The 24,672-nt window shown below is 38.1% G+C and carries 22 protein-coding genes and 3 pseudogenes; 12 read left to right on the top strand and 13 right to left on the bottom strand.

Annotated elements, in window-relative coordinates:
- Positions 1 to 12: 12 nt before the first annotated feature.
- Positions 13 to 309: a hypothetical protein gene (locus J416_RS06630; RefSeq protein ID WP_003467153.1), complete on the top strand. Its 297-nt coding sequence runs from the start codon at positions 13 to 15 to the stop codon at positions 307 to 309.
- Positions 249 to 728: a hypothetical protein gene (locus tag J416_RS06625; protein WP_169331763.1), complete on the top strand. Its 480-nt coding sequence runs from the start codon at positions 249 to 251 to the stop codon at positions 726 to 728. Before J416_RS06630 ends, J416_RS06625 begins: the two co-directional genes overlap by 61 nt.
- Before the next feature lie 539 nt (positions 729 to 1,267).
- On the opposite strand, the gene J416_RS06620 is transcribed toward J416_RS06625, so the two are convergent.
- A complete protein-coding gene (locus J416_RS06620; RefSeq protein ID WP_003467151.1) occupies positions 1,268 to 1,819 on the bottom strand; it encodes a hypothetical protein in 552 nt (183 codons plus the stop codon).
- A 681-nt stretch (positions 1,820 to 2,500) separates the two neighbouring features.
- On the opposite strand from J416_RS06620, the gene J416_RS06615 reads away from it, so the two are divergent.
- The 4 genes and pseudogenes from J416_RS06615 (at position 2,501) to J416_RS15910 (ending at position 7,412) form a co-directional block, all read left to right on the top strand.
- Positions 2,501 to 3,097 (top strand): SCO family protein, encoded by a 597-nt coding sequence (locus tag J416_RS06615; RefSeq protein ID WP_003467150.1) that lies wholly within the window; start codon positions 2,501 to 2,503, stop codon positions 3,095 to 3,097.
- 132 nt (positions 3,098 to 3,229) lie between these two features.
- A complete protein-coding gene (htpG, locus tag J416_RS06610; protein WP_003467149.1) occupies positions 3,230 to 5,110 on the top strand; it encodes a molecular chaperone HtpG in 1,881 nt (626 codons plus the stop codon).
- 160 nt (positions 5,111 to 5,270) lie between these two features.
- Positions 5,271 to 7,219 (top strand): annotated as a pseudogene (locus J416_RS06605) (aconitate hydratase).
- 16 nt (positions 7,220 to 7,235) lie between these two features.
- On the top strand, positions 7,236 to 7,412 hold the full coding sequence (locus J416_RS15910; RefSeq protein ID WP_003467146.1) for a hypothetical protein: 177 nt from the start codon (positions 7,236 to 7,238) through the stop codon (positions 7,410 to 7,412).
- A gap of 111 nt (positions 7,413 to 7,523) precedes the next feature.
- Here J416_RS15910 and J416_RS06600 read toward each other — a convergent pair.
- The 7 genes and pseudogenes from J416_RS06600 to J416_RS06575 all read right to left on the bottom strand — a co-directional run bounded on the left by J416_RS06600 (position 7,524) and on the right by J416_RS06575 (position 13,680).
- A pseudogene (locus J416_RS06600) lies at positions 7,524 to 8,563 on the bottom strand (lactonase family protein).
- Positions 8,564 to 8,842: 279 nt separating this feature from the next.
- On the bottom strand, positions 8,843 to 9,100 hold the full coding sequence (locus J416_RS15730; RefSeq protein WP_156809539.1) for a hypothetical protein: 258 nt from the start codon (positions 9,098 to 9,100) through the stop codon (positions 8,843 to 8,845).
- A gap of 74 nt (positions 9,101 to 9,174) precedes the next feature.
- Positions 9,175 to 9,714, bottom strand: coding sequence for an RNA polymerase sigma factor (locus J416_RS06595; RefSeq protein WP_003467140.1), 540 nt, complete (start codon positions 9,712 to 9,714; stop codon positions 9,175 to 9,177).
- Positions 9,715 to 9,726: 12 nt separating this feature from the next.
- A complete protein-coding gene (locus J416_RS06590) occupies positions 9,727 to 11,460 on the bottom strand; it encodes a DUF6449 domain-containing protein (RefSeq protein ID WP_003467138.1) in 1,734 nt (577 codons plus the stop codon).
- Positions 11,435 to 12,334, bottom strand: a complete 900-nt coding sequence (locus J416_RS06585) for an ABC transporter ATP-binding protein (protein WP_003467136.1) — start codon at positions 12,332 to 12,334, stop codon at positions 11,435 to 11,437. Before J416_RS06585 ends, J416_RS06590 begins: the two co-directional genes overlap by 26 nt.
- A complete protein-coding gene (locus tag J416_RS06580) occupies positions 12,309 to 12,647 on the bottom strand; it encodes a GntR family transcriptional regulator (protein WP_003467134.1) in 339 nt (112 codons plus the stop codon). The genes J416_RS06585 and J416_RS06580 overlap by 26 nt, the downstream gene beginning before the upstream one ends.
- Before the next feature lie 403 nt (positions 12,648 to 13,050).
- Complete coding sequence (locus J416_RS06575; protein WP_420805428.1) at positions 13,051 to 13,680, bottom strand: alpha/beta hydrolase; 630 nt, start codon at positions 13,678 to 13,680, stop codon at positions 13,051 to 13,053.
- A gap of 115 nt (positions 13,681 to 13,795) precedes the next feature.
- Between J416_RS06575 and J416_RS06570 the strand changes: the two genes are divergently transcribed.
- Positions 13,796 to 14,407 (top strand): NAD(P)-binding protein, encoded by a 612-nt coding sequence (locus tag J416_RS06570; protein WP_003467132.1) that lies wholly within the window; start codon positions 13,796 to 13,798, stop codon positions 14,405 to 14,407.
- 18 nt (positions 14,408 to 14,425) lie between these two features.
- Here the strand turns inward: J416_RS06570 and J416_RS06565 are convergent, their stop codons facing one another.
- From J416_RS06565 to nirB, 5 genes and pseudogenes are all read right to left on the bottom strand, one after another.
- The gene (locus tag J416_RS06565) at positions 14,426 to 15,463 is read right to left on the bottom strand and encodes an anthranilate phosphoribosyltransferase (protein WP_003467131.1); all 1,038 of its coding nucleotides are present in this window, start codon (positions 15,461 to 15,463) and stop codon (positions 14,426 to 14,428) included.
- Positions 15,448 to 16,206 (bottom strand): sirohydrochlorin chelatase, encoded by a 759-nt coding sequence (locus tag J416_RS06560; protein WP_003467129.1) that lies wholly within the window; start codon positions 16,204 to 16,206, stop codon positions 15,448 to 15,450. Before J416_RS06560 ends, J416_RS06565 begins: the two co-directional genes overlap by 16 nt.
- A 12-nt stretch (positions 16,207 to 16,218) precedes the next feature.
- Positions 16,219 to 17,001, bottom strand: coding sequence for a uroporphyrinogen-III C-methyltransferase (cobA, locus tag J416_RS06555; RefSeq protein ID WP_003467127.1), 783 nt, complete (start codon positions 16,999 to 17,001; stop codon positions 16,219 to 16,221).
- Between the two features lie 72 nt (positions 17,002 to 17,073).
- Positions 17,074 to 17,403 carry a nitrite reductase small subunit NirD gene (gene nirD, locus J416_RS06550; RefSeq protein WP_003467124.1) on the bottom strand — a complete coding sequence of 110 codons (330 nt, stop codon included), beginning with the start codon at positions 17,401 to 17,403 and terminating at the stop codon, positions 17,074 to 17,076.
- Between the two features lie 17 nt (positions 17,404 to 17,420).
- Positions 17,421 to 19,822 (bottom strand): annotated as a pseudogene (gene nirB / locus J416_RS06545) (nitrite reductase large subunit NirB).
- A 231-nt stretch (positions 19,823 to 20,053) separates the two neighbouring features.
- On the opposite strand from nirB, the gene J416_RS16215 reads away from it, so the two are divergent.
- From J416_RS16215 to nasC, 5 genes are all read left to right on the top strand, one after another.
- Positions 20,054 to 20,923 carry an NAD(P)/FAD-dependent oxidoreductase gene (locus J416_RS16215; protein ID WP_003467116.1) on the top strand — a complete coding sequence of 290 codons (870 nt, stop codon included), beginning with the start codon at positions 20,054 to 20,056 and terminating at the stop codon, positions 20,921 to 20,923.
- Positions 20,905 to 21,762, top strand: a complete 858-nt coding sequence (locus J416_RS16210) for a (2Fe-2S)-binding protein (RefSeq protein ID WP_003467115.1) — start codon at positions 20,905 to 20,907, stop codon at positions 21,760 to 21,762. Before J416_RS16215 ends, J416_RS16210 begins: the two co-directional genes overlap by 19 nt.
- The gene (locus J416_RS15905) at positions 21,759 to 21,899 is read left to right on the top strand and encodes an NAD(P)/FAD-dependent oxidoreductase (protein WP_169331762.1); all 141 of its coding nucleotides are present in this window, start codon (positions 21,759 to 21,761) and stop codon (positions 21,897 to 21,899) included. Before J416_RS16210 ends, J416_RS15905 begins: the two co-directional genes overlap by 4 nt.
- Positions 21,900 to 22,147: 248 nt before the next feature.
- Positions 22,148 to 22,414, top strand: a complete 267-nt coding sequence (locus J416_RS15900; RefSeq protein WP_003467111.1) for a hypothetical protein — start codon at positions 22,148 to 22,150, stop codon at positions 22,412 to 22,414.
- 18 nt (positions 22,415 to 22,432) lie between these two features.
- Complete coding sequence (nasC, locus tag J416_RS06535) at positions 22,433 to 24,568, top strand: assimilatory nitrate reductase catalytic subunit NasC (protein WP_003467109.1); 2,136 nt, start codon at positions 22,433 to 22,435, stop codon at positions 24,566 to 24,568.
- Positions 24,569 to 24,672: the final 104 nt, after the last annotated feature.

Here is a 24,672-nt window from a genome sequence, read left to right as displayed (position 1 = left end):
GGTGTTTTTACTATGACAAACAAGGATTTGCCAATATTTGAAGACATTCTCACACATTCTTCCAGTAACATTTGTCAACTCAATGCTTGTCCAGAACGACTACAACGACTCGAACTCCCATCTCCAAATAGTTGTTTGCCACAAGACACTTTAGAAGAAGTTGAACAACGCATTCGGGCTGCCAATCAATTTTTACTAAACACGGCATTATCCAGTGACTTTGAGGAAAATGAAGTCATCCACATGCCATGGAAGGTTTGGTTGGACAAAACGTACAAGTTACCCTTCGCGATCGCAATGAACGAATGAAAGGAAGAGTGCAACTTGCTGGAAATGATTTTACCATCTTAACCCATAAAACATTTCAATTCATTATACCAAATGAAATGATTTGTTGGATTGATTTAGCTAACCAGTTTGCCGATCCGCTTCACGGAGATAGATTAGAGCATATTGGTCCATGTTTCAGACGTTGTCTCACACTACACTTTGGCCAAGTCGTATCTGGTTCACCAGAATTAATTCAGTTATTTTATGGTCTCACATTACGTGTCTATTTATTATCATTCATCGATGAACGAATAGAAATTGTAACAAATCAAGAACGTATACAAGGGCAATTATACCAAGTTGATCAAGATTCACTAACATTATGTAATGAAAAACGAGAGCAAATGATCCTCCCTGCAGATAGAATAAATATAATCCAAGCACCTCTAGGTAGATAAAAAGACTTGACCTCACATCAAATGAACAATGAAAATTTTGTTACACGTATGCAGGCATGAAAGTTTTGCCCTTTCATGCCTGCCACAAATAGAAACTTAGACTAACTAAAATCATGTAAAAATGGCTCCCATTGATTGTTGATGTTAGGAACCATTTACGTTCGCTTCTGGTCCACTTGATTCAATTTGCTTATCAACAAAGCAGTAAGTCGACTCCAGCGAGAACAAACCATCCCTTTGCAACGATCAAATGTTGTCAGCTCGAGAACGCTTGGCATAAGTTCACGGAAAACGAAGCATATACGATCTAAAACAAAAATGACGAAAACAACCCTTGTAAAAAGAGTGATACTCAGTTAATTTAGTGACGAGTACCACTCTTCTTTTTTACATTTTGACCCATTAGTATCTATCACGAAAAACATTCATTTCGCATATATCTGTACTGAGTGATATACTTATACCAATGGAGAAAATGAGACAAAGCAGTATTTCTCGTTTCGTCTCAGTTATTCGGTGCTCATTAGTTCAAGTCAATATTAGGTATGACAGTCACAATCACCATGACAATCATCGCAGTCACAATCGCAATCATCTTTTAGTTCAAACCATTTTATCGACTCAAAAGGGAAAATAAAAGTATCTTTTATATCATGATGATCTCTTCTCTTGTGGTGACGTTGAAGTTGTCGTTTTTTTCTTCTACGTTTTAAAATATCATGTTTAAGTTCCTTTTCTTCCTCATCATCTAAATCGTCCCAAATATCCTCACGATCGCCCGTTAAAACGTTTACTTCAACAAAGTCACTTCCGACAAAACAAATCTTAGCTAAAATCGTTTTACAGGTTTCCCCACACGTCACTTTCATTTTCACTTCACATCCAGTCAACTGACGAAGTCGAAAGTTGAGTCCCCCCGTTAATCCTCCTAAACGTACTTTAAAATGATCATCACAAACAAAACTTTCACAAATACAAACATCCCGATCAAATTTGTGTCGATCGATATGGTGATGATCGAAATCACGATGAAAGTCCCGAGCTCCTAAGAATTGATCTTTCCCACAATGTGGACAATGATCTACACTCACTTCAACATCTCCTCCTCTTATTGAAAAATCATGACGATAATATTAGGGTTATTACAATGGTGACCTGTCTCACTTATTTCTCGTCGTTTATGCCTTCTTAATGGTGCCAATCGATTATCAAAATGAATATGCTTCGAATCACAATGGCAACAATCAAGGTGATCATCACAAGGACAACCATCATGAAAACGTCGTCTCAATATAACAAGTCCCCTTTCATTTTTACTTTTCTATACAGTTTATGACGACCACCTCTAACCTGTATGGTTGTCAATCATGGATCACCTCCTTTTTACACGGTTTACACAAACGAACGATCTTTTAGAAGAACAGCGAAAAAAAGGAGCGCGAAGTAGCTCCTCTTACATTAACCATGACAATGATGGCAGTCAAACCTATGACAAGTGGAACAAGGATCATGGAAGGCAAAGCGACGACACTCACAGAAAGGCTTGAAATGCTGAAAATTCTTTTTATCACACAACGAACAACACTTTCTTCTGCGCTTTCGACATTCAAAGCATGACATGACTAAGCACCTCCTTTACATTATACTTCAGTATATGAAAAGACACTTAGCATGCTTGTACACGCATCCTTATGAAAACGCACATTTTATTTTCTTACGAAAGCATTTAAGATGGTTCAGACATAGATTATCAGTGAGGGGGGAAAAGCAAGATGTTTCATAAACGTCGAAAATATATATGGTTCATTTTTCTCTTTATTAGTTTATTTATCACTTTTTATCTACTTTGGCCAAATCAAGATGGATTACCTATTTTGGACCAAGTATCTGATTTTCAAATCGATAACATTCATAGTGACACATATCAATTTGCAAACGACAAAGTTAAAATTGTGACTTTCTTTTATACAAATTGTCCAGACATTTGTCCATTAACGATGATTGACTTAGCGAACGTACAGGAGAAATTAAAGGATCGAGGGGTGTTACAAAGTGAAATTGAGCTTGTTTCAATTACAATGGATCCCACTAATGATACAGAACAAGTAATTCAAGAGTATGCCAACCATTTTACCGAAGACCGAGCCGGATGGCATTGGTTAAGAGGAACAAGCTCCCAAACGAAGGAGATTACCTCGCAATTCCAAATGTATGTCGATGAATTAAATGATCAGACCATTGTTCACAGTACAACTATGTACCTTCTCGATCAAGAAAATCATATACGCGCAGTTTACGATATGGCCACTGCAGGACAATCCATTGATATAGATTTAATTGTTACTGATGCAACTTCTCTTACTCGATAGCCGAAAGTGAAATGTTATCATTATAAAAGTTAAACCATTGACATGACTGCATTTATATGATATTTATGGTATGTTAGCACTCAAACAATTAGAGTGCTAATCTACATATCGAACAATAAGGAGGTAACTTAGATGGAGAAAAAACAATTCCAGGCTGAATCGCAACGACTATTAGAAATGATGGTGAACTCGATTTATTCTCAGAAAGAAATTTTCTTACGCGAAATCATCTCCAATGCTAGTGATGCCATCGACAAAATCTATTACCAAGCACTAACGGATGATCAAATGACGTTTAATCAAGACGATTACTATATTCGTATTGAACCTGACCAAGAAAACCGTACATTAACGATCAAAGATACCGGAATCGGAATGACGCGAGAAGAATTAGAAACAAATCTTGGTACCATTGCTAAAAGTGGTTCCCTTGATTTTAAAAATCAAGTCGAAATGGAAGATGGACAAGAGATTATTGGACAATTCGGTGTTGGTTTTTATTCTTCATTCATGGTAGCAGACAAAGTCACCGTCTATACCCGTGCGCTCCATCATGAAGAAGGATATAAATGGGAATCAAACGGGCAAGATGGCTATACCATTGAACCGATTGACAGAGAAGAAGTTGGAACTGAAATCATTATTCAGCTCAAAGAAAATACCGAAGATGAAAATTATGATGAATTTTTAGAAGAACAGCGTTTAACATCCATCATTAAAAAATATTCTGACTTCATCCGTTATCCAATCAAAATGGATGTGACCGAACAGAAACCGAAAGAAGATGATGAAGAAACATTCGAAGAAGTGACCGAGGAACAGACGCTGAACAATATGGTTCCTATCTGGCGAAAAAATAAACAAGAGTTAACGGATGAGGACTATGAAAGCTTTTATCAAGAAAAACGATTTGGATTTGATCAACCATTAAGTCATCTTCACATTAGCGTAGATGGTATGGTACGTTTCCAATCTATTCTTTACATTCCTGAGCAATTACCATTTAACTATTATTCACAGGATTTCGAAAAGGGATTAGAACTCTATTCGAATGGTGTACTCATTATGGAGAAATGTGCCGATTTACTTCCAGATCACTTCAGCTTTGTCAAAGGAATTGTTGACTCGGAAGATTTATCCTTAAATATATCTAGAGAAATCTTACAACAAGATAAACAAGTCCGATTAATCTCAAAAAACATTGAGAAAAAAGTGAAAAATCATTTACTCAGCTTGTTGAAAAATGACCGTGAAAAATACGAGAAGTTTTTCGATGCCTTTGGTCGTCAATTAAAATATGGCGTGTACGCTGAATTTGGTGCCAATAAAGAAAAATTACAAGACTTGCTCTTATTCTACTCATCCAGCGAGAAAAAACTTGTCAGCTTAAGCGAATATGTTGAACGCATGCCAGAAGATCAAGAATATATTTATTACGCAACAGGTGAATCACATGACCGGATTGAAAACCTACCACAAACTGAACTCGTGAAAGATAAAGGCTATGAAATTCTTTATTTCACGGATGAAGTCGATGAATTCGCCATTAAAATGCTTATGCAATATGACGATAAGGAGTTCAAATCGGTTGCTAGTGGTGACTTAGATTTAGAAGATGAAGAAACCAAACAAGAAGCTGAGAAACAAAAAGAAGAACATAAAGATCTGTTAACAGAAATGAAAGAAATTCTCGGCAATAAAGTGAAAGATGTTAAGCTTTCTACACGTTTAAAATCACATCCTGTCTGCTTATCCGCAGAAGGAGAAGTATCAATTGAAATGGAAAAAGTATTAAAACAAATGCCAGATAACCAAAATATTGAAGCGAATAAAGTGCTTGAAATTAATAATAAGCATGACATTTTCCAAGCGCTTGTTGATGCACATGAAAATGACAAAGAAAAAGTACAATTATATACCAACATTTTATATAACCAAGCTTTATTAATCGAAGGATTACCAGTCGATGATCCTGTTGCACTCACCAACGATATGTGCAAAGTAATGGCATAACGCATTTAACAGCGAACCTCTATTCAATCACGAATAGAGGTTTTCTTTTTGCCATGCGTTTAACGCATAGGTTTTCGTGAAATAGTAATAATAGAAGCAACTATTGTTTTTTTCATTCGATGTTTTACCTATGATTCCTACCATAAAGGGAGGTTTTTTCATGAAACAGAACGTAGCACAGAAATTAATCGAACAACATTTAGTCTCAGGTACGATGGAACCTGGAAATGAAATTGGACTTAGCATTGATCAAACATTAACTCAAGACGCAACTGGTACCATGGTAATGCTTGAATTAGAAGCGATGGGACTTGATCAAGCGAAAACCGAAGTATCCGCTCAATATGTGGATCATAACTTGATTCAAGAAGATTTTCGCAATGCCGACGATCATCTCTTTCTACGGAGCGCTGCACGCAGATTTGGCATCCACTACAGTCGCCTGGTAATGGTGTCAGTCACCCGGTACATATGCAACGATTAGCAAAACCGGGCAAAACACTACTTGGATCTGATAGCCACACGTGTGCAAATGGTTGTATGGGAATGCTTGCCATCGGTGCAGGTGGTATCGATGTAGCAATGGCAATTGCTGGCGAACCATACTATGTTAAAATGCCACAAATTATGGGCGTAAAATTAACAGGTGATTTGCCAGACTGGGTGAGTGCCAAAGATGTTATTCTTGAAATGTTACGCCGTCATGATGTAAAAGGCGGTGTTGGTAAAATTATTGAATATTACGGCCCAGGGCTAAAACATTTATCGGCAATGGACCGACACGTAATTGCCAACATGGGGGCCGAACTAGGTGCTACTGCTACTGTTTTTCCTTCAGATAAAGTCGTGAAACAGTTCCTTAAACAACAAGGTCGTGAAGATGAGTGGACAGAACTCACACCAGATCAAGGAGCAACCTATGACATACATGAAGAAATTGATTTATCTTCTTTAGAACCACTGATAGCGAAACCGTCTAGTCCAGGGAATGTAGTACCTGTAAGTGAGTTAAAAGGTGAACCGATTTATCAATCTTACATTGGCTCTTCAGCTAATCCAGGTTATCGCGATTTCGCGATTGCAGCTGACATTGTGAAAGGCAAAACGATCGCCGAAGGATTGTCATTTGATATCAACCCTACATCTCGTCAATTGTTAACCCAATTAGTTGATAATGGCCATATTGCCAGCCTACTCGCAGCAGGAGCTCGCATGCACCAAGCTGGATGTAATGGTTGTATCGGTATGGGGCAAGCACCCGCCACAGGTCGAAATAGTTTACGTACGACACCTCGAAACTTTCCTGGCAGGTCAGGAACCAAAGAAGACAGTGTATTTTTATGTAGTCCAGAAACAGCGGCCGCTTCTGCTTTAACTGGTGAAATTACTGATCCACGTACGCTTGATATGAAATATCCGACTGTTAACGAACCAAAATCAGATCATACTGACGGCTTATTAGAAGCACCACCGAAACCATCAGGGGCATCGGTTGAGTTAGAGAAAGGACCAAATATTACATCGATCCCTAATTTTTCACCGATTGAGAATCATTTTGAATTACCTGTTTTATTAAAAATGGGTGATAACATTTCGACGGATGAAATCTTGGCAGGTGGTTCACGTGTACTTCCATTCCGTAGTAATATCCAAAAAATCAGCACATTTACGTTTGAGATTATCGATGAAGCGTATTACGAGCGAGCCATGAAAGCTCGTGATGACGGAGGTCATATGGTTGTCGGTGGCGTTAACTACGGGCAAGGTTCCAGTCGCGAACATGCAGCATTAGCACCACGCTATTTAGGGTTAAAAGTAGTATTAGTGAAGGATTTTGCACGGATTCACTTACAGAACCTGATCAATTTTGGTATATTACCTTTACGTTTTGCTCATACTAGCGACTACGAAAAGATAGATCAAGGGACTGTATTATCTTTTGAAAATGTCCATGAAGCCATCCAGCGTTCAAATCGTTTTGATGTAAAAATCAAAGACAGTGACGAAACGATTACGGTAGAACATGATCTTACGGATCGTCATATTGATATTGTTTTAGCTGGTGGTATTATTAACTGGATGAAAAACAAATCCAATTTAACTTCGTAGTCAAAGGAGGATCTCTATGACGGGTTCCCAAGATATGCGCTGTAAAGCCTGTGACGGAAGTGGGTTATTAATGGATGATGAAGAATGGCGCTACACCTGCTCTATTTGTAACGGTGACGGCTTTGTTTCAAAATATGAAGCAGCAGAAAACGACATTGTCGACACCGACATCACCAATCGAACATTAGAATAACATGAATACGTAAAAATCACCTTGAATTCTTATCATAAAGGAGTGATACTCACCTCATTCAACAGCGAGTACCACTCCTTTTTTATTGGGATTGTCCCTGTCTTTTATTTTTTATTGATGTAAAAATTTAACACAAACAGCTTCTGGAGCTTCTACATCCTTTTGCACTAACTGCAAGGTTCCGTTTTCTTGATCACGTTCGAATAATGCCAGTGTTCCAGAATTTTGGTTCGAAGCGACAACAAATTTTTCTGTTGGATCTAATACAAAATCTCTTGGCCAATCGCCTTCTGTATGAGTCCATTCGACCAATTCTAATGTGAAATCATTCTTCACTTTGAAAATCGCAATTGAATTATGCCCACGATTGCCGACATACACAAACTTTCCGTCCGAAGATAAATGAATCGCACTTCCTTGATTGTTTTCAGTAAAATCAGCAGGAATCGTCGATATTGTGTCCACTTCTTCAAATAAACCATTGCCGTTATAGCGAAGTACGATGACTTCATTGCTAATTTCTGTCATCACATAAGCGTATTCACCATTAGGATGAAAGGCAATATGACGCGGTCCACTTCCTGGTTTTGTATTGAAAACTGCGACCTTTTTCAATTCACCATTATCTGGTTGATACGTCGTAATTTCATCGCTACCTAAATCGACGACGATCACATACTGTTCATCAGGAGTAAAACCAGCATAGTGTAAGTGTGGCTTTTCTTGGCGTTCATGTGGCCAGATCCCTCATGTTCTACCACATGTGGTGCTTGTACCGAACCATCCTGATGAACGGGATATGCTTCTACTTGTTTGGTATGAAAGTTAGCCGTTAGTACGAAACGGTTATCACTGCGAACACTCACATGACAAGGCGGTGAACCAGCTGATGCTTGACTATTTACTTTCGTCAGCTCACCATCATCTCCAATTTGAAAAGCGGTTACTCCTCCCTCATCACCTTCTTTTGAAACGGCATATAAAAATTGATTGTCTTCAGACACCGTCACATATGTAGGGTTTTCAAGCGATGCAACAGGTTCCACTTGATCGATACGTTTTTCATCAGCATTGAAACGAAAACGGTAGACACCTTGACTATCTTTTTTCGTATATGTGCCTACATATCCAATATATTGATTGTTCCCCATATAAAAATCCTTTCTGTGTAAATTTTCTGACGCCTCCTATTTATTATAAACGAAAAAAGAAAACTTGGCCAAATGCCAAGTTTTCTTTTTATGCTTTACTGACCTATATTGTTTGAATTGTTTCCTTGTCTGATCTGGTAATAAGCATAGGCTCCAATTCCAATCGACGCTAACATCGGAAGTACCATGTTACGTGTACGCATTGTATCCCTCCTACTCATTTGGGTACAATCTTATGATTTCCTAATGACAGTAAAGCATACTGTGTAAAATCAAGGATTATTGGAATTTGTCACCGATAAATAAAAAGAATAAAATAAATAACCCTATCGTAAATGGTAAAGCGCCGATCAAACTTAAACTCATGCCATTAAATCCACCGACGGCTTCATTACCGATTAAATAAATAACAACCCCAAGCATACAACAGATAAACCCCCATACATACGGGCGTCTTTTCCAAACGCTATACAATCCACCTACAAAAAACAAGCATAAAAACGTCCATGGTAACACAACATATATTACAAAACTCATACGGTCATCCCTTTTTTATCTATGCTACTATATCCATTATAATCCTTTTGATCAAAAGAAAAAACCAGAAACTTTTACGCTTCTGATTTTTTCTCGATTCCGTAATATTTTTTCACCATTTGTCTTGCTCGATGCACTCTTGTTTTAACAGCTGAATAGGATATATTTAATAAAGCAGCAATTTCTTGATCTGATAATCCTTGATAAAATTTTAAACAGAAGATTTTCTTCAACTTGTAACTCCGATTGAGGCATTGATTGACTTCGTGAATCGTATCATGCCAATTGACCATTTGATCTGTGTCATCACGTGAATAAATGCGCCACTCTTCCAAATTAAAATTCTCATCGAGTAAACACATCTTCGTACGTTGTTCCTTTCGTAAAAGGTCAATGGCGACTCGTGATGTAATCGTACGTAACCATGCGGGTAACTTTTCGATTTGATAAACAGCTACATTTGATCGATAAACTTTCACCCATGCCTCTTGCAGCGCATCTTCTGCTAACTGCGGATCTCTGAGTATTTTCACAGCTGTCCGATACATCATGTCTTGATACTTATGCACCATGTCATCAATTGTCAAGCATTGCTTTTCTAGAACACTTTCCATGCACCCCATCCCCTATTCTTGCGTAATTAGCTGTTCTTCTTCTAATACATCGATCGTGTTGGTATAACTAGCTGGAACTCTCATGGAATACAAATGGTCTGCTTTATAACTGAAATTAATATGATATTTTGACTGTTGCGCGTTAATGAGCGTTTGATAATCAGCTGCTAAATAATCTTTTTGTAAAGCTGTAATTAATTTTTGAATCACTTGCTGATTGGAAGTACTCGTTGACCTTGCTGTATCATTGGCTGAAATCCCTGCTGTCGTATAATTTGTTTGATCATCGAAAAGGCTTGGTCGGTTCAATTTTTTAAATGCTTCAGAATTCATAATCGGTTGCAAATATTCTTCAACTGCTCCACGATCCGGAATAAAGTATTGCCTTTTAATTTTTCGACCATTATCCAAATTATAAACGAACGTTATATCAGTTGGAGAGAAGGCACCCGTTATATCAATAGAATCCTCATAAGATGTTCTTGCATATGATTTTGAGCTAATATCATTCTCGAGGATATACTCATGCAATTGTACAATCATTTCTTTCACTTCCTGATTTTTGATCGCAGGTAATTCTTCTTGTGTATATCGTGATTGATGATGTCGACTGGACTGATCATAAAATAATACACTGTCTACTTGATTCGCATTTGGAATGCGTGTTTCATAACCGTACCAATCAAACACAAGCGATAATACGATTAACATCGAAACACCAATATAAACGAGAAATCCTCTCCATTGATGGAAGACACGCCACGTTTTTTGAATTAACATTTCTGATAAAACATATCCTAACAATGAACCGAATAAATACCCGAATATCGTCCAACCAAAATGTTGACCTTGCACGTAACCAAAGTACATGCCACCTACTAACATAAAACAAAACGTAATCCCGAATTTGAACACAGGTTTTAACTGAGAAAATGCAATAGCTTGCGTCGCTGCTTCTACTGGACGCTTTGTATATAACCATCGTGCCAATAAATAAATGACAATGGATGCAATCAAGTAACTCCAAATTCTTGCACTTGTATATTCACCAGGTTGTTGTTCGACATTTTGTAAGAGCGGCGACCATTGGATAATATTTTCTTCCCAACGATAGCCTGGATAATATCCGTGTAACAACATTTCTAAATTAAAGAAGATAAGAATGGTTATCCCATAAGGAAATAATAAAAATATATAACTTAGACCACCCTGAACTGCAGATATACCACTTATTTGACCAATTAGAACCGTGAATACATAAAGTAACGTAACAACGAGTACCATTTGCCCAAACCAAGGCCCAATATCCTTCATTTGATAAATCGTACCAACGTCCATAGTCATAGATAACACATACATGATCACAGCAATGAATGTCAGTGGAATGATCATCATCAAATAACCGATTAAATAATGCTGATCAAATAATTTCCCCCGTTTTAAAGGCAAACTGTGAATAAAGTCAGCAGAACTTTTCAATTGTAGATAGCGAAAAGCGAAAATGCCCGTTATCACTGGTACAATGATGATCGTAAGGAATTGAAACTGACTATTAATGTCGAATATTGTTGCAAATGCAGGGGAACTCGTTGTAAATTGATGCCATTCGTCATTCGTTACATACATAATCACTTGCAATGGTAAGACAAACAATAACACGAGAAAATAACCAATCCCTATCCAGCCAACAGAGCGAAAACCTTGCTTCATCACTTCTGGCTTAAAGTAAGATGTTATCCACCGCATAACCGACACCCTCCATTTCATAGACAAAAATCTCTTCTAGTGTAAGTGGCAGGATATCAAAGACGACGGGATCAAATTGAGCGATCTGTTCTTCAATATCTTCATACTCACCGCGAATAATACAGACGTACACACTGCCTCGCTTCTCCTTATAAACGACATCAAGGTTTTCAAACATCTGATCAGATCTCTCTTGTCGAAAGGCGAGTTGCACTTTATGAATATCAGATTTTAAATCGTCAAGATCTTTTTCAAGCATCAATTGACCTCGGTGAATAATACCTACTGCATCACATATATCTTCGACTTCGCGCAAATTGTGCGATGAAATAATGACAGTCATCTCACGCTCTGCTACATCTTGAATGATCCAAGAACGAATTTTTTTGCGAATCACTGGGTCTAAGCCGTCAAATGGTTCGTCCAATATTAAGTAATCTGGCATTGCGCATAATGCTAACCAAAAAGCGACTTGGCGTTGCATCCCTTTTGAAAATCGATGAATTTTCCGATCAACTTCCAAATCTAATAGTTGTCGCATCTGTTCGAATCGCTCTTGGTTCCAATTTGGGTATATATCTTGATAAAAATTTGCCATCTGTTTCACTGTATAATGCGAGAAGAAAAAAGGTACATCAGGAATAAAAATCATTCGTTCCTTCAGATCAATATTCTCATAAACATCATTTTCCTCGATCTGAACATGACCGCTATTTTGACGGATAATGCCGCTCATAATTTTGAGTAGTGTTGTCTTTCCTGCACCGTTGGAACCTAACAAACCGTAAATCGATCCTGAACGAATTTGTAATGAGATATCTTGCAAGACGACATCTTTTTCAAATTTCTTATGGACGTCTTGAATCTGAATCATATCCTTCACCCCCAGACAAGTTACGTTTCACTTCACGTACTAATTCCATCAGTTCATCTTCTGTCATCCCGAGATATAAGGCTTCGGAAATATCTTTTTTTAACGATGTTTTCATTCGTTCCTTCTCTTCACTATGGTCTGTAGCGAGCATATGATTCACAAAACTCCCTTTCCCTTTTACAGAATAAATATAGCCTTGACTTTCTAACTCACGATAAGCTTTTTGAATCGTATTTGGATTAATCGAAAGCTGTTGAGCTAACGTACGAACCGAAGGCAATTTTTCGTCCTGTTTTAATACATCATTAATCATTAATTGCTTGAACTTTTCAACAAGTTGTTCATAGATCGCTGTCGGTTGCGCAAGTCAAGTTCAAACATGACATCCCTCCCCACTTCTGTATGAAGTGTATGAATTGTACTAACTGTATTAATATATTTAATACAGTATCATTATATGACAAATTGGAAAAATTTCAAGGGGGGATGAAAATTTTTATATATATTTTTTTAAAATCAGCAGCATTTAATTTTAATCATTCTTTAAACTGGATGGTAATATTAGTGACATCGCTAAAATGATGGTATGAAATTAAGCGCATGATACATTCATTTGATCAATCTATGAACGATTTGAATCTAGAGTGAAATGCTTCTTCCACAAAAAAACTATGTACCTAAATGTAGATACATAGCCGTTGGATGATTCGTTTATGCTATTTCAATTCATTTTCATACCACTGTTTTGCTGCTTCCACTTCCGTTTTTGTTAATTGATGGCCACCATCTTCCCAGTGAAGTTGAACGTTTGCCCCATTGTCTTTTAAAATTTTCTCTAGATCATTCGATTCCTGTTCAGTGCAAAGTGGATCATTACGTCCTGCGGTAATCAATACTTTCACCGTCGCTAAATCAGGTAGTTCAATCCCTCTTCGTGGTACCATCGGATGGTGCAATACAGCAGCAGCAAGTGCATCTTGATAATGGAATAGCAAGCTGCCTGCAATATTGGCTCCATTTGAATAGCCGAAAGCAATCACATAGTTACGATCAAATCCATATTCTTCCGCAGCTTCATCTAAAAATTGATATAATTCCTTTGTACGCTCGATCAAGTCTTCTTCATCAAACACGCCTTCAGCTAAGCGTTTAAAAAAACGTGGCATGCCATTTTCAGAAACATTTCCACGCACACTCAATACATTTGCATCAGGATCTACCATCTCAGCTAATGGGAGCAAATCCTTCTCTGTTCCACCCGTTCCATGTAATAATAAAAATGTAGGACCGTTTAAATTCTTTCCCTCAATAAAAATATGTTCCAATATAAACACCCTTTCTAGCATTACATCACACACCGTACGATAACGAGATGATGTAAAAAAACGTATCAACAAGCTTGTCACTTTTATTTATACTAATTACAATAGTAACATATTCTAGAAACGCGAGGGAAATAAAATGCCAAAGATACCATTAATGATTGATCTCACTCATCGAAACATCACGATCATCGGTGGCGGGAAAATGGCCGAGCGACGTGTATCTTCATTACTACCATCTTGTCAGCAAATCACTATTATTAGTCCGAATGTCACCAATCATTTAAAAGAACTCATTGATGAATATCCTTTAACATGGTTGCCAAGGTATTATCAATTAGGGGATGTAATAGACGCAGATGTCATTATTATTGCCACTGATGACGCAACAATCAATCAACAAATTAAGCAAGATGCACCACGTCACGCTTGGATTAATGCAGTAAGTCAAGCTGATCAGGGGGATATTGACTTTCCTGCCACGATTCAAAGAGGTAAATTTCAATTAGCTATCTATACTGGTGGCGCAAGCCCAATGCTCGCCAAGAAAGTAAAGCATGATTTAGCCAAACAATTCCCTGATTCTTACGAAGACTATATTTCGTTTTTATATCAAATGAGAAAGCACATCAAACAAAGTGACATCTCCAAACAAAAAAAACATGAACTACTTAAGCAACTTGTAGAAGAACCTATCCTTGACCCTACCCGACAACAACAATTGTTCAAAAAGATAACGAAGCAGTTATAAATTAAAAAAACTGCTTCGTTACGTTGTTTCTTTTTTACTTTTCAATCGTTCGATCACATTCCCATCAGCGAGTTGTTTCCTCGCTATGTCGATTCCTTCTTCAATCTCTTCTGTGATACCAAATAAATAATATCGTAATCCCGCATTTAACAATACTTGATAATAATAATACTGGAAATCTTTTCTTTGTTCGCCGCTTAACAATGACTGAATGATTTCGCTTTGTTCATGGGCTGATAACTTCTGATGCTTATCAAAATCTTTGCATTCCAGTCCATAGGTTTTTGGTTTCACACTAAATGAAGTTAACTTCTCTGGCGTCCAATGAAACACAAAACTATTTCGATGAACAGGAACATCTTCAGAGCCTTCCAAACCTTGTACCATATAGACATGTTGATAATCAAGTTGTTGAAAGACATCATTTAACTTGTTAATCGCTGTACGATGAAAAGCACCAAGCATTACATTTTTGGCACCACTAATGTTTAATAATTTTTCTACCGTATTAAATAGCGTACGGACACCAATCTCTTGACGAACGTTGCGAACATCAGCGAGGGAAGGACAAAATGTTTCCGTGTCAGCAAAAGCAAAAAAATCATCTTTTAACGTATGACTCGTGGATTGTGGGTCAACTCCAACTGGCATACCTAATTCCTGTATAATCGACTTTAAAGATAACCCGTATTTCGGTGGCAAGGTATCACTAGCTGCAATAAAGGTTGGTACTTGGTAATCAGCTAGTAATAGGGAAACAGGTATCGTCGCTGCAAAAGAGTTCCTTCCGTTATACGGACCCGCAAAATCAATCAATTGTTCTCGAAACGAATCATCCATATCAAGAAATTGTGTCTGCTTTTTTAATTCATAAATAAAAGCATACAATTCTTCTGGGGACTCCATTTTTATGCGTTCTGCTACTAAATAAGCGGCTAATTGCGCATCGGTAGCTTCACCAGATATAATCGTTTGAGCGATTTGAACCGTTTCATCAAAACTTAAATCTTTAGCCCCTTTTTTTCCTCTTGCTACTTCTTTTAACCACTGTTGCACTGGGCATCCTCCCCTACCACAAGTTCGTTGACTCTGTCGATTAATACGGTCACAACATTGTCATGATGACTTAAATAGTCCGTCATCATAATCGATTGATCAGTCTTTTGGTTTAATTGATGAATAAATTGTTGCATCCCTTCAATCAGTTTACCAGTAAACAATAAATACGGGATAACGATCATTGATTTTTCTTGTTCAAGTACCTTTTTTTCTAAATAAGACTCAAATTTCGGTTCACTGGCAGCTAAAAAGCTTTTTTCAATCGTTTGAAACGGAAACCTCTGTCGCAACATCTGAACAATGGTTTCCGTATCATTGATCGCATCAATATCGCTACTTCCTCTTCCGACAAATAATAGGTCATACCCTTCCACTGATGTCGTTGTTTGATAAATTTGATCAACGACAACATCAACCATTAATGGATCAATTTCGATGGCTCTTCCATATCGGAATGGAATGTGGGGGTATTTTTCTTCTTCCTGATGAATTAGTTCAGGAATATCACGTTTGGCATGCCCTGCTGTTAGTAATAAAACAGGTAATATATGGACCTGTGTCGCGCCTTTTGCAATTACTTTTTCTACTGCCTGAGACAAATCAGGTTCTTGTAATTCTAAGAAACAATGTGTTTGAAGCTCGATATCGACATGCTTTCGTACCTTTTCAAACAACTGAATCGCTTCTTCCTTCGCTGCCTCGACTCTACTCCCATGATATAGATAAATGACTGCCTTCATTTTGTTTCACTCCTAAAAAGCTTCTGCAACGGGTGATCGATACATCCTTTGTTGTAATTCGGTCAAATGATTGATTTCTTCGCCAATACGTACCACTTCACCAATAATAATCATTGCTGGATTTTGAATATGTTCTTTCTCTACGATTTCCACAATAGTACTTAGCGTTCCAGTTACTGCTTTTTGATGCGACGTTGTTCCTTCTTGAATCACGGCAACTGGTGTATCCGCTAATTTACCAGCATGGACGATGGCCTTGACAATGGCAGGTAGATGTCGAACGCCCATGTAAATAGCGATCGTATCTACCGTATCAACTAACTGATTCCATTTTACGTCCTGTGGCTCACCATGCTTCGAGTGTCCAGTAACCAGCGCAAATGAACGACCAAGGTCTCGATGAGTGATTGGAATATTCATAGAGGCTGGCGCAGCAATACCAGAAGTAATGCCAGGTACAACCTCATAATCTATTCCTCGTGTGACGATTGCTTGGACTTCTTCAGCCCCTCGACCAAATACAAAGGGATCTCCTCCTTTTAATCTTACCACAGTTTTCCCTTGTTCTGCATACGTAATGAGTATATCGTTAATTGTTTCTTGTTTCATTACATGCAATTTGGGAAGTTTTCCACAATAGATAAGATTTGCTTCTCGTTTGGCTTCTTGTAATAGTTGAGGTGCCACTAACCGATCATATAAAATCACATCTGCTTGTTTGATACATGATAAACCTTTAACCGTTATTAATTCTGGATCACCCGGGCCAGCACCAACTAAATATATTTTCCCCATTGTTTGTCCCCCCAAACCATTTTAAACAACTACATCATTTATCTATCCATTCATCAAGAGTATTCAGTAATGTTATTCAGTTAATGGTACTTGAACATAAACTTTATCATCTTCATGAATCACATCATAAGTCTGTACACAACCTTCATCTGGTGCTTGAACAAGGCCATCTTTCATATTAATTTTCCAATCATGTAATGGGCAAAATACATGTTCCCCACTCACCATCCCCTCGGAAAGAACACCTCCCCGATGAGGACAGCGATTTTCAATTGCATAGATATTGCCATTTGTTAACTTAAATACAGCAATCTCCATATCCTCGAGTACAATGGTTTTACCAATCCGCTCAGGTAGCTCTGTGTCATATCCAATAAATACGTTTCGAACCGTTTGCTCCATAAGTTTGATCCCCCAAATTATGATTTAGCCATTACTTTTTCATATAAATCTTTCAGTGTTGTTTCACTTTCTAGCACTTCATTCCAAGGTTCGTTGTAAGCATCCAACGCCTCATCCATACGTTGATTTAATGCTTTACGTAATTGATCATCATTAACAACTTCTTGAACGTGTTCAATGCCAACTCGTTCCACATAGTGTGATGTGCGTTCTAAGTAGCTGGCATTCTCACGGTAATATTGTAAAAATGCGGCTGTATATTCCAATACTTCTTGTTCCGTTTTCACTTTTACTAATAGTTCCGCTTGGCGTAGTTCCGTACCACCATTACCTCCGACATAAATTTCCCATACACCATCTAAGCCAACAACACCAACATCTTTAATTCCCCCTTCTGCACAGTTACGTGGACACGCAGATACCGCCATCTTCACTTTATGCGGTGTATTTAACCCTTCAAATTTTTTCTCCAATTGAATCCCCATACCAGTTGAATCTTGTGTACCAAAACGACAAAATTCAGATCCTACACAAGTTTTGACCGTTCGTACGGATTTTGCATATGCTGAACCTGACGGCATGCCTAGATCGTTCCATACATCCGGTAAATCTTCTTTCTTTACACCTAACAAATCGATTCGTTGTCCACCCGTCAATTTAATCATGCCCACGTCATACTTTTCTGCAACATCTGCAATCGTGCGAAGGTCTTGAGCATTCGTTACACCACCATAAATTCTTGGCACAACGGAATAGGTACCATCTTTTTGAATATTGGCATGCATCCGTTCGTTCACAAATCGAGATTCTCTTTCATCTTCATGATCTTTTGGATAGATCATATTTAAATAATAGTTTAGTGCTGGTTTACATTTCGAGCATCCTTCTTCTGTCTTCCATTCCAATACATTCATGACTTCTCTTGTATGTGTTAGACCTTTTTCGCGAATTTCTGAAATTACCTCATCACGTGTTAGATCTGTACATGTGCAAATGGATTCTTTTTCATTGCCTTCATATTCATCCCCTAAGGTATCTTCTAGTAAATCAGAAACTAAGTTTTACATGTGCCACATGAACGAGAAGCATTTGTCGCGCCTTTCACTTCTGCAACCGATGTAAGACCGTCAGATTGTATGGCTTCGACAATTTCTCCTTTCGATACACCATTACACCCACATACAATTTCATCATTTTCCATGGACTTGACAATGGATTCATCATCGTCAGCCGATTGTTGGCTTTCTAAATACTCTTCAACATTTGCCCCTTTCTTAATAAGACTTAATAGCTTGGTTCCTTCTTTCGTATCACCAAACAATACGGCTCCTTTTAACGTGTCATCTTGGACTAATATTTTTTTATACGTATTTCGCCATTCATCAAACACTTTAATCGACTTGGTGTCATTGGTTTCATTAATCAATCCAGTTGAAAAAACATCAACACCAGACACTTTCAGCTGTGTCGAGAGAACAGAACCTGTGTATCCTTGATGATTCATGCCGCAAATATGTTTGGCTAATGCTTTCCCCTGTTCGTATAACGGCGCCACCAAACCATAAACCATTTGATTATGTTCAGCACATTCTCCCACTGCATAAATATTTGGCACATTTGTCTCCATATGATTGTTAACGACAATCCCTTTATTTACTTCAATCCCAGAGTCTTGCGCTAAACGAACATTTGGTTTAATACCGACCGCCATCACAACTAAATCGGTTGGAATACTACCACCATCAGCAAACTTCACGCCATTTACTCGTTTCTTCCCTGTAATTTCAGTAGTTTGCTTTTCCATGAGGAAATTCATTCCTTGTGATTCGAGCTCTTTCCTCAATAAATCACCTGCTGTTCGATCAAGTTGACGTTCCATTAAATAATCTGATAAATGAATGACATCGACTTCCATACCTAAGTTCAATAATCCACGGGCAGCTTCCAAACCAAGTAGCCCACCACCAATAACCGCTGCTCTTTGATATTGTTTTGATGAATCAATCATCGTCTCGCAATCTTTAATGTCGCGGAAGGCGGTGACTCCTTCTTTGTCCGCGCCTGGTAATGGCAACATAAATGGATTGGAACCAGTAGCAATAATTAAAGAATCATAGGGTGTTTCTTTTCCTTTGTCTGTGTAGATCACTTGTGCTTGCTTATCAATCGCTGTTACCGTTTCTCCTGGATAAAACAAGATACCATTATCTTCATACCATTGCCATTCATTTAATGTAATATCCTTTATCTCCGTATCTCCCTGCAACACTTTCGATAATTGAATCCGATTATAGTTTGGATACGGCTCCTTCCCGAAGACTGTAATTTCAAAATGATTAGGTAACAACTTTAAAATTTCTTCAATCGTTCGTATGCCTGCCATACCATTTCCGATTAAAACCAGTTTCTGTTTTTGCATTATGCATCCCCCAATTTGCTTTGGAAATTTAACTTGCTTTTATCATAAGCTCCTTTCAAATCGATTACGAACAACTTGTCAGTATATCTAACACAATATTTTTGATGGAATGCTCACTCAGCAAAAAAACACAGTGAGTTTTTCTAACAAAAGATAAGACAATCAAATCAAACTGCTGTACGCTTCGTTTATAGAGAAGATTGCTAGCCGATGGATAGGAGGTTTAGCAAGATGGATAAAGAACAACTGATTCTTATTGGAAATGGAATGGCCGGTGTACACTTCATCGAGCAATTATTGCAAAAAGACACACACAATCGTTACCAAATCACGATTTTTGGTGACGAACCTTATACGAATTACAGTCGACTAATGCTTTCATCAGTCCTACAAGGGGACACGTCATTAGAAGACATCACATTGAATGACTGGGACTGGTATGAAACTAATCAAATTACGTTTTATCCTAATGAAGCTGTTACACAAATTAATCGTCATGAAAGAACCGTTGTGTCAGAGAAAGGACGCAAGATTTCATATGATTATTTAGTGATTGCAACGGGGTCAACCCCCGTTATACTACCTGTTCCTGGTATTGAAAAACAAGGAGTAACGGTTTTTCGGACCATTGATGACTGCAAGAACATGATGAATTTAGCACAGACTCACCGTTCAGCAACCGTTATTGGTGGTGGGTTACTTGGTTTAGAAGCAGCACGCGGGCTTGTTCATTTGGGCATGGATGTTCAGGTTGTGCATCTCTCTGATCGAATTATGAATAAGCAACTTGATACGAGAGCCGCTTCGATGCTCCAAGCAACGTTGGAAAATCAAGGTATTCAATTTCTATTAAACAAGGAAACGAAAGAAATTTGTGGTCATCATCACGTCGAAGGACTTACGTTTACTGATGGCCATTCACTCCAGACGGACCTTGTCATTATGGCAGTGGGGATACAACCTAATGTTGACCTAGCGAAGGATGCTGGCATTAATGTCAATCGAGCATTATCGTCAATGACTATCTCCAGACGAGTGATGCCAATATTTACGCTCTTGGAGAGTGTGCAGAGCATAATCAGATGGTCTACGGGCTCGTAAAACCTTTGTATCAACAAGGGGAAGTATTAGCTCATTATCTAGGCAATAACGACTCCAAGCGATACCAAGGATCGATTCTATCAACGCAATTAAAGATATCTGGGGTGGATCTTTTTTCAGTTGGGGATGTAACGACATCAACGAGCACACAGTCAATCGCTTCCTACGATGAAATCAACCATACCTATAAGAAAATTATCTTTAAAGAAGATAAAGCGATAGGTGCCATTCTTTACGGTGACACGACGTTAGCACCTCGAATGTTAGACGTCATGAAAAAAAATAAATTCATCCGTGATCGTGACAAATCAAAACTATTGGATTCAATTGATATAAGTACATCCTATGCAGCAACCGTGTCTCGAAACGAAAACATATGTACTTGTAATCAAGTCTCTAAAGGGACAATTATCGATGAAGCCGTGTTAAACGAATTAGAAACCGTCGACGAAGTCAAAGCATGCACCAAAGCATCAAGTTCCTGTGGTGGATGCAAACCTGTTGTGCAAGAACTATTAACGTATATGAAAAGTGATGCTTTTGATGAAACCGTCAAAAACAATCAATTTTGTTCCTGTACGGATCTCACAGAGGAAGACATCATTTATGAAATCCAATCAAACCAACTACAAACAGTAGAAATGGTAATGAACAAGTTAAACTGGCGTCAGCGGGAGGTTGTGACATCTGTTATCCGGCGATTCGTTACTATTTACAAATGCTTGATCCAACCAGTTCAGACATTGATCAAGAGACGATTTACATTGATGAGAAAACAAATGCAACCATTGCAGCGGACGGCACTTATTCAATTACGCCACAATTATATGCCGGCATGATTGAAGCAGATCAGTTAAAAAAGATAGGAGAAATTGTGGATAAATATTCACTTTCTCCCCTATCCATCACGAATGAACAGCAGATAACGATTCAAGCATTCATCCGTCTCAATTCAATCAAGTATGTAACGAATTAGATATGAAATTACGCAATGACTCTTTTCATCACGTAACAAAGATCGTCACACCGAATACAGAGTCAATTTGTTCATGCGACAAAACAGCAAATATACAATTCACCAAACACCTGGCATACGCTACCGAATATGTCATGATGCCATCTAACTTGAACATTGCGGTGACATGTTGTTTTGATGCACTTCATTTTTATAACAATCGTGCATTGCAAATCGTAAACGCGAATGACAGATGGGACATTTATATAATGGAAAGTCAGGAGACCCCATCATCTTCTTCGTTATTGTTTACCGGACACAAAGAAGAAGATACATTATTCTTTGTACTTGGAATCATTCAATATTATCGTCAATCGGCTTTTTTCAAAGAATCAATCACAGATTGGATCACTCGTCTTGGGATCGTTCACATTAGAGAAGTATTATTTGATGAAAGATTACGTCATGAGTTAAACGAAAATCTCTCAAGTGACCAACGTACACACAAAAAATCTTCCGTGACACTGATGAAATAAAGAAAGGATGAGCGAACGTTGACAGACCTCATGTTAAATTATTTTCGCCAAAAACAACAAAAAGTACAATCTGAACATACATTCGATACACAATGTCCTTTTTGCAGCATGCAGTGCAAAATGCAGCTCATTGAACAACGCATTGTGACAAGAAAAAAACAGAAAACCGTTGGTAAAGATAACCCCACTTCTGAAGGAAGATTGTGTGTCAAAGGCATGAATGCTCACCAGCATGCTTTACACCACAATCGACTCAAACAACCGTTATTAAAGGTGAACGGTGAATTTCAACCCGTCTCTTGGGAAGTAGCTTATCAGACGATTCAAGAACGGTTTCAAATGATTCAAAACACAGACGGGCAAGATAGCCTTTCTGTATATGGTAGTGCGTCACTCACAAATGAAGAAGCATATCTGCTCGGTAAATTTGCTCGGGTGGCTCTTGGAACAAAATATATTGATTATAACGGGCGATTATGTATGGCCTCTGCTGCAACTGGTGCGAATTTAAGTTTCGGTCTTGATCGCGGATTCACGAACACTTTACAAGAAGTTCCTGAAACACGTTGTATTCTATTGGCCGGAACCAATATTGCCGAATGTCAACCAACCATGATGCCCTATTTTGAAAAAGCAAAAGAAAATGGTGCGTACATTATCGCCATCGATCCGCGTGAAACAAAAACGACCCAGTTAGCCGATCTTCATTTAAAAAACAAACCTGGTTCTGATATTGCCATCGCGAATGGTATGCTAAAAATCTTAATTGAAGAACAATACATTGATCCTACATTTATTGAAACACGCACCGAGCATTTTGAAGAGGTCGAAAGGTATGTCACTTCACTCGATTTGAATGAAATAGCAACGGTTAGTGGTGTCAGTGTTGACGACTTGTATCAAGCTGCCAAAGTGTTTGGTCATGAAGACAGTGGCATGATTTTTACCGCACGTGGAATCGAACAACAAATCAATGGCACAGAAACGGTACGAGGATTTCTCAACTTACTTTTAGCCACTGGAAAGATTGGCAAGAAATATTCTGGTTTTGGTGCGATTACTGGACAAGGTAATGGCCAAGGAGCTAGGGAACATGGTCAAAAAGCCGATCAATTACCAGGATACAGATCCATTGAAAATCCAAATCACAGAGCTTATATCGCAGACATATGGGGCATCAAAGAATCAGAATTACCTGGAAAAGGTGTCTCTGCGTATGAAATGTTTGAAGAGATTGAATCAGGTTCGATATCAAGTATGTTCGTCATGTGTTCGAATCCAGTCGTTTCAAATCCAAATGCCAACTTTATTCAATCAGCACTAAAGAAATTAAAATTCTTAGTTGTTGTCGATCTATTTTTGTCCGAAACTGCGAAACTAGCAGATCTAGTCCTCCCTTCTACTAGTTATTTAGAAGATGAAGGAACCGTAACAAATGTCGAAGGTCGGGTCATGCTTCGCGAGGCTAGTTACCCCATTCAGGGAGAGGCAAAGCATGATTGGCAAATTCTATGCGACATAGCTGATCGACTTGGAAAAGGAACATATTTTTCATTCCCATCAGCAGAAGCGATCTTTGAAGAATTGCGCTTAGCAAGTCAAAAAGGAAAGGCTGACTATTCAGGCATAACCTATGATCGACTAAGAAAAGAAGAAGGTATTCGATGGCCTTGCACTTCTAAGAATGACCCAGGAACTGAGCGATTATTTGAAGAAACATTTGCTCATCCTGATGGCAAAGCCAAAATGGCAGTCGTCAAAAATCAAACCTTGAAACAAAAACCACAACCTAATAACAATTATCCATTATATCTCACAACTGGCCGAGTCATGTCTCATTATTTAACCGGTGAACAAACTAGAATGAGTCCATCTTTAGCTGCGCGTGAATTTGAGGCATATGTCGAAATGCATCCAGAAACTGCTGATTTCTTTGATATTAAAGAGAACTCGCTTGTGAAAGTCATTTCAGAACATGGATGGATTATTGTTCGCAGTAAACGTTCGACCTCGATTCGAAAAGATACAGTATTCGTACCTTTTCACTGGACAGAAACGCAAAATGTAAACCGACTTGTCGCAGATCAATTGGACCCTTATTGTCGCATGCCTGGCTTTAAAATAAGCGTGGTGACGATTTCTCCTGTACGTTAATGAGAGTGGTGTCGGGTATTGATAATTGTTGTTACATTTACTAACAACTTTGTTTTACTTTTCTTTCACTTCGATATAATAACATCCATAGAAAAGCAAAATTG

Origin of the sequence: Gracilibacillus halophilus YIM-C55.5 (assembly GCF_000359605.1) — a bacterium.
Classification (GTDB): domain Bacteria; phylum Bacillota; class Bacilli; order Bacillales; family Amphibacillaceae; genus Gracilibacillus; species Gracilibacillus halophilus.
This window is presented reverse-complemented; position numbering and strand designations above follow the sequence as displayed.

Excerpts from the sequence above, each read along its gene's own strand:
- J416_RS15905 (WP_169331762.1), top strand. The coding sequence starts at position 21,759 with ATGATTGAAGCAGATCAGTTAAAAAAGATAGGAGAAATTGTGGATAAA.
- J416_RS15910 (WP_003467146.1), top strand. The coding sequence starts at position 7,236 with ATGACGGGTTCCCAAGATATGCGCTGTAAAGCCTGTGACGGAAGTGGG.
- J416_RS06585 (WP_003467136.1), bottom strand. The coding sequence starts at position 12,334 with ATGATTCAGATTCAAGACGTCCATAAGAAATTTGAAAAAGATGTCGTC.
- J416_RS15730 (WP_156809539.1), bottom strand. The coding sequence starts at position 9,100 with ATGAGTTTTGTAATATATGTTGTGTTACCATGGACGTTTTTATGCTTG.
- J416_RS06630 (WP_003467153.1), top strand. The coding sequence starts at position 13 with ATGACAAACAAGGATTTGCCAATATTTGAAGACATTCTCACACATTCT.
- J416_RS06570 (WP_003467132.1), top strand. The coding sequence starts at position 13,796 with ATGCCAAAGATACCATTAATGATTGATCTCACTCATCGAAACATCACG.
- J416_RS06575 (WP_420805428.1), bottom strand. The coding sequence starts at position 13,680 with ATGCTAGAAAGGGTGTTTATATTGGAACATATTTTTATTGAGGGAAAG.
- J416_RS16215 (WP_003467116.1), top strand. The coding sequence starts at position 20,054 with ATGGATAAAGAACAACTGATTCTTATTGGAAATGGAATGGCCGGTGTA.
- J416_RS06625 (WP_169331763.1), top strand. The coding sequence starts at position 249 with ATGGAAGGTTTGGTTGGACAAAACGTACAAGTTACCCTTCGCGATCGC.
- nirD (WP_003467124.1), bottom strand. The coding sequence starts at position 17,403 with ATGGAGCAAACGGTTCGAAACGTATTTATTGGATATGACACAGAGCTA.
- J416_RS15900 (WP_003467111.1), top strand. The coding sequence starts at position 22,148 with ATGGAAAGTCAGGAGACCCCATCATCTTCTTCGTTATTGTTTACCGGA.
- cobA (WP_003467127.1), bottom strand. The coding sequence starts at position 17,001 with ATGGGGAAAATATATTTAGTTGGTGCTGGCCCGGGTGATCCAGAATTA.
- J416_RS06615 (WP_003467150.1), top strand. The coding sequence starts at position 2,501 with ATGTTTCATAAACGTCGAAAATATATATGGTTCATTTTTCTCTTTATT.
- J416_RS06595 (WP_003467140.1), bottom strand. The coding sequence starts at position 9,714 with ATGGAAAGTGTTCTAGAAAAGCAATGCTTGACAATTGATGACATGGTG.
- J416_RS16210 (WP_003467115.1), top strand. The coding sequence starts at position 20,905 with ATGGTCTACGGGCTCGTAAAACCTTTGTATCAACAAGGGGAAGTATTA.
- J416_RS06580 (WP_003467134.1), bottom strand. The coding sequence starts at position 12,647 with ATGATTAATGATGTATTAAAACAGGACGAAAAATTGCCTTCGGTTCGT.
- J416_RS06560 (WP_003467129.1), bottom strand. The coding sequence starts at position 16,206 with ATGAAGGCAGTCATTTATCTATATCATGGGAGTAGAGTCGAGGCAGCG.
- htpG (WP_003467149.1), top strand. The coding sequence starts at position 3,230 with ATGGAGAAAAAACAATTCCAGGCTGAATCGCAACGACTATTAGAAATG.
- J416_RS06590 (WP_003467138.1), bottom strand. The coding sequence starts at position 11,460 with ATGCGGTGGATAACATCTTACTTTAAGCCAGAAGTGATGAAGCAAGGT.